Source organism: Methylophaga sp. UBA5088 (assembly GCF_002414625.1).
Classification (GTDB): Bacteria; Pseudomonadota; Gammaproteobacteria; order Nitrosococcales; family Methylophagaceae; genus Methylophaga; species Methylophaga marina.
This window is the reverse complement of sequence record NZ_DIAC01000010.1, coordinates 52,615-57,410: the sequence shown is the minus strand read 5'-3', so window position 1 is coordinate 57,410 and position 4,796 is coordinate 52,615. Positions and strand designations below refer to the sequence as shown.

Here is a 4,796-nt window from a genome sequence, read left to right as displayed (position 1 = left end):
ACTTTGTATCAAGGCCTACACCGACAAGGAAGTTTTTTATTGTATTCACTATTTATTCGCCACTGACGCTTTGTAATCGGCAATCATTTGATTCATTGTCTGATTAAACATTTCAACGTCCTCAAGTGAATAGGTGCCATTATTAAGCTCAGCCCATGTGCATAACGGTGGACAGATGCCGTGAATGCCTGTGCATGGGCGCATCAGGTGCCAGTTTATTGCTGACTTTCTTGCATTGCCTGAATTGCGGCGCTTTTTTCTTCTGCCCAGTAGGTAAAAAAACCTTCAAGGTTCCACTTCAATACTTTTGCACGTAGCCGGTTGTAGTCGGTGACCTTGCCGTCAAAGTCTTTGTAACCGATAAAGTCTTCACGCCCACTGATTGTGATACGAGACATTAAAAGCTCATCGAACTTTTGTTTAACCTGAAATGGCAATGACATCATCATTGGAAATAAAACTGATTCATCTGCATCAATATTGTTTTCACCGGCTGCAACAAGACGCTGAATTAATGCAGCCGTCAAAATGCTCAACACTTCATCTTGCTGTACAGCTGATGCACGCGCCACGTTGTAAGTGGTATTACCAACGGTGAATGATTCAACCACGGACATTATTCGCCACCTTTAATGCCAGTCCAAGCGTTTAGTTCGATCATGTATTCATCGTCAGATATTGTCTGACCGCCACGATTTACAGGGCCATCATTTACAATTACGCCTTCAGTGCCAATAACTTTTTCAAGTGTGCCGATAACTTGTCTTGTGTAAGTAATTGTCGCATTGCTATTAAATAACGATTGCATATAGGCTGAGTCTGGACTGCCAGGATTTAATGATAAAGTCACTGCTCGACCTGGGTTCACCCTATCAAGACGAACCGCACCGCCACCTTTGCCTCTGCGTAACGTTGCTTTTGGATCAATAGGAGCTTCGCTAATTGGCTGCTCAGACTCGCCCCAATCAGTAATTTCTCGACCATTTACCGTTACAACAATCTGTTCAACGCTGAAATTATTTATTGCCATATCAGTTTTCCTTAAAAGACGCTTAGGTCGATGATTGATTTATGGATGGCACCTGCTCGGAATATACGAACTCGAATAGGGGCTGATAGTCTGATATTTCTATCCTCATCAGATATAACTAATATATCTTCAGGCTTGGTTAGGATTTCATAACCTACAGTGTATTTCTCAATGCCATCATCGGGGTCTGTATAGATGCGCGGCCCCATGTATCCGTTAGTGATGAACTTCTGGCAATCATCTTCAACAGATGCAAGAATTACTGCCTGTCCTCGTGGCGTTTGTCTCAGTTTTGTTGGGACATTTGCAATGGTGTTGTATGTGCTTACCGTCAACGTATTAATAAACGCATCAAGGTTGACCACATCATCAATGTATTCGCCGTAGGTGCTGTGCGTGATGGTGTTTAACCAGCGGCCAACATCAGATGAGCCTTGCAGTTCAACTGTTGCATAAAATGTCGCTTTCTTCGTGTCGGCTTCCATTGCGGCAATTTCACTGCCTTTTAAGTCCTCAGAAGCAACGCCAGGTGACTTTTTAAACTCGCCGGTAATGGTTGTGTTTTCACCACTGTAATTGACGGCTGCAAAATGTTTAGCTAGCGCCGTTCCTGCGTAAGCATCAGTAGCATGAGCCGCTGTGTAAGCATGGCGATAACCCAGTGTGGTTAATTGTGTGGCAATATCGGTATCATCATTCTGATCACGAATTGCAGCTACTGCTGTTCCAGTTTGATTATCAACAAACATACTTGCATTTTCTTCACACCATGCAGCCGCCAATAACACCTCTGCCGCATCTGCGTATGTGTCAGCAGTGAAAAGCGTCCAATACCACCAGAATGAATCACGGGCCTTGTTAAGTGTTGCTGTTAATGTGGCATCGGCTGGATCGGTAACCCAGATATTAATTTGACGCATCTTAGGTGTGCCGCCTAGCCATTTAGCAGCGGCTTTATATGTGTCAGTGGTATCAGCGTAATCCGCTGCCACTTCAGTAATATCGAAATAGGTTTTGTATGTGTCTTTTGTTAGCGATCCAATCTCTGTCGAATCAGCAAACAATGTAGCTGATGCAAAATTGGCAAAGCCCAAACCAGCAGGGCTGATTCTCGCATTTACCTGAATGATTCTGTCTGCTGGATAAGCCATTTGTTAGCCTCTTATGTCTATATCAATTTCTTGGATGGTGTCGCCATCCTCGTTTTCCGCCACAATGGACGTTCCCAAAATGTTGTTAACGGTGTATTTCGTGCTGAGTTCTGCCCATAGATAGAGCTCAATACGCGCACGTTGCTCAAAGTTGCTTGATTGCAGCGCCGTTAAATTGAGAACGCCGCTTGTGTTTCTAATGGATAGTTTGTGTTTGAATAAATCCCATGTGACGGTTTCTATTTTTCCCATCTGCAATAAGCGTTCAGCACGCTCTAATGCTTCACCGCGAAAGAACTCAACGGCAACCGTGATCATGGCTTGTGGTCTTACATCTGATTCAACGAGATCGCCCGGTACATCTTTTCGATAGATGTTGGCCTGACCTCTTTCCTCAATGGCATAGCGTGGATTTACTGAGGCATATTCGCCTTGTGGCGCGTCTGCGTTCTGTGCATAAAGCATGCATTCAGGAACGCCCGTTAATGCCAATATATGGGGGCGTAAGATAGTGAATAACTCTTCATTGGTCATCGTATCTCACCACCACTATTTTTGCGTAATTGCGATTTTCCCTTACATCACGAGAGACAATCTTCCAGTCCTCATCAAGAAACTGCATATCCTTACCAAGCTTTAGCAGAGCAAGGTTTCCGTCATTGATATAGAGTTTTCTTGAATCCAATATCCGCTGACCACCCATTAACAGATTGCCAAGCTCTTTATCATTTAAAGGCTGAATATCTGCCGTATAGACTTCTGTTTCAGGTGTTCCCTCTTCCCAAATACCGTCAACATAACTGCCAGCGCTATAAATCAGCGTGACCTCACCAGACTCAAACACATCATCGATATGACCCGACATACTTAAGCTCATAACGATTCCTCTGGCTTTTTAGACGATACGATGTGCTTGATACTCGCCCTCATAGCGCCGGTATCAATTAGCGGATTAGAGCTGCCTTTACGCTTAATTGTGCTTGGCGCATTAGGCGGGCTTCTTAAATCCGTTATATATTCTTTAACATTACCGACAGCCAATAAACCAACTCGCTCGACAATCTGTTTGCTGGTTAATCCGTCTTTAATGCCTTTCTGAATGGTATGCAGGTACTCTTGATTACCTTTCGCAACGCCTAAATCAAGAAAGGGCCTTGCTGGCACTCTGTCGTTGCCAAAATGCTGAGTAGCGCCGAGCGTTGCCATAGTGAAGTTTTCACCCTCAACATTGCCTGCATCTTCATGAATACCAATCAAGGCATACTCACTACTAAACTTGTCTAACTCTTTTTTTAATGCGTCCCTGACTTGTTGCAGTCCGGTTATTTTTACGGTCACTAGACTGCTCTCGCACCCATGCCAGCACGACGACGAAGACGTAAAAACTGAACGCCGTAGTTGGTCAGTGAAAGCCAGTCATCTCCTGTTTCCTGCATTGCAGTTATCCGGTACTGAATAGATTCATCACCAACGGATTTTTGCGACACATTTAAACGGGCATTAGGGCTGATATTGCTTGTATCACTGGCATCTTGTGTCAGGTAGGTAACTGACAACCAGTGCGCAGCGTAGTAATACATGCCACGCCGCTTGAAGTTGTGCCCTTCATCTTCAAATCCACCCCAACCACTACCGCCTGTTTCCGAGTCAGCCTCATACAGTGCATTTTCTACAATGGCATCAGGCCACTTTGTATCATCTGCAAAGGCGGGCTGAACACCACGAAACGAGGCGATAATTGATGAGGTGATGTCCATTTGATTAGTCTTCAGATTCTTCTAACGCTTAACGCTTTTTCAAGTTCTTCTTTCAACTGCTTGATAGTCCAGCTTGATTTAGCTTCAATACCTAATGCTTCAATGTCTTCGATTAACTGTTCTTTTTCAGTTTTAGGTTTGTCTTCAGATTCTTCTTCCGTGACAACAACCAATTGACCTTGTTTGATTAATTCTTTCACAAAATCAAGCTTTGCCATTTTTGCTGTGATTTCAACGGCGGGATTGTCGCCAGGTAAAACTTTGACTGATTTTTCACCTTGACTGTTAATACCGATGATTCTTGCTGTATTGTTTTTAACGAGCATATCTTTCTCCAAAAAAATAGCCCCGAATTAACGGGGCTGAAGCTGATTAGATTAATGTGCGATATGCACCTGACAACGGATAACGGAACTCAACACCAGATACCTTGTATTCAGCAGGCACCATGATTTTCAGACCGTCTAACTGTGGAGCTAATGGACGCCACATCATAGGTATATGCATTACCAAGTTTTCTTGGTTGTACTCATACGCCATCATGCGATCTTTAGTCACAGTTGGATCGTATTTCACCAGTTCCTCTTGTGATAACTGAAGGCGTGGCACGATACGAAGTGGTTGACCTGTCATTTCCGTGTAGACGTTACGTTCACGAAGTAAAGCCAGAATGGTTTTATCTGGGTTTACATCGCTGACCGGAGTGGTAGCAAGCTTGCTCCAACGTTCTGACGGTAATACAAGTGTATTAGCCGCATGAATGTTTGAAGAATTGATCCAAACACTTTTTAAGAAGTCGTTAATGTCAGCCAGAATCTCAAGTGCGGTAGTGCCTGCATCATTCCAATCTAACGTTGG

General features: G+C 43.8%; 9 protein-coding genes. All 9 read right to left on the bottom strand.

The window, feature by feature from the left end:
- Positions 1 to 215: 215 nt before the first annotated feature.
- Positions 216 to 617, bottom strand: a complete 402-nt coding sequence (locus B4K20_RS01100) for a hypothetical protein (protein ID WP_289281568.1) — start codon at positions 615 to 617, stop codon at positions 216 to 218.
- Entirely contained in the window at positions 617 to 1,030 is a 414-nt protein-coding gene (locus B4K20_RS01095) for a hypothetical protein (protein ID WP_289281567.1), read from the bottom strand. Before B4K20_RS01095 ends, B4K20_RS01100 begins: the two co-directional genes overlap by 1 nt.
- 11 nt (positions 1,031 to 1,041) lie before the next feature.
- A complete protein-coding gene (locus B4K20_RS01090; RefSeq protein WP_289281566.1) occupies positions 1,042 to 2,181 on the bottom strand; it encodes a DUF3383 family protein in 1,140 nt (379 codons plus the stop codon).
- Between the two features lie 3 nt (positions 2,182 to 2,184).
- The gene (locus B4K20_RS01085; RefSeq protein WP_289281565.1) at positions 2,185 to 2,715 is read right to left on the bottom strand and encodes a phage neck terminator protein; all 531 of its coding nucleotides are present in this window, start codon (positions 2,713 to 2,715) and stop codon (positions 2,185 to 2,187) included.
- The gene (locus B4K20_RS01080) at positions 2,705 to 3,058 is read right to left on the bottom strand and encodes a hypothetical protein (protein WP_289281564.1); all 354 of its coding nucleotides are present in this window, start codon (positions 3,056 to 3,058) and stop codon (positions 2,705 to 2,707) included. Before B4K20_RS01080 ends, B4K20_RS01085 begins: the two co-directional genes overlap by 11 nt.
- The gene (locus B4K20_RS01075; RefSeq protein ID WP_289281563.1) at positions 3,055 to 3,519 is read right to left on the bottom strand and encodes a hypothetical protein; all 465 of its coding nucleotides are present in this window, start codon (positions 3,517 to 3,519) and stop codon (positions 3,055 to 3,057) included. The genes B4K20_RS01080 and B4K20_RS01075 overlap by 4 nt, the downstream gene beginning before the upstream one ends.
- Positions 3,519 to 3,938, bottom strand: a complete 420-nt coding sequence (locus B4K20_RS01070) for a DUF4054 domain-containing protein (RefSeq protein ID WP_289281562.1) — start codon at positions 3,936 to 3,938, stop codon at positions 3,519 to 3,521. Before B4K20_RS01070 ends, B4K20_RS01075 begins: the two co-directional genes overlap by 1 nt.
- An 11-nt stretch (positions 3,939 to 3,949) precedes the next feature.
- Positions 3,950 to 4,264 (bottom strand): hypothetical protein, encoded by a 315-nt coding sequence (locus B4K20_RS01065; RefSeq protein ID WP_289281561.1) that lies wholly within the window; start codon positions 4,262 to 4,264, stop codon positions 3,950 to 3,952.
- Between the two features lie 46 nt (positions 4,265 to 4,310).
- A partial coding sequence (locus tag B4K20_RS01060) for a major capsid family protein (protein ID WP_289281560.1) occupies positions 4,311 to 4,796 on the bottom strand: 486 nt, incomplete at its 5' end.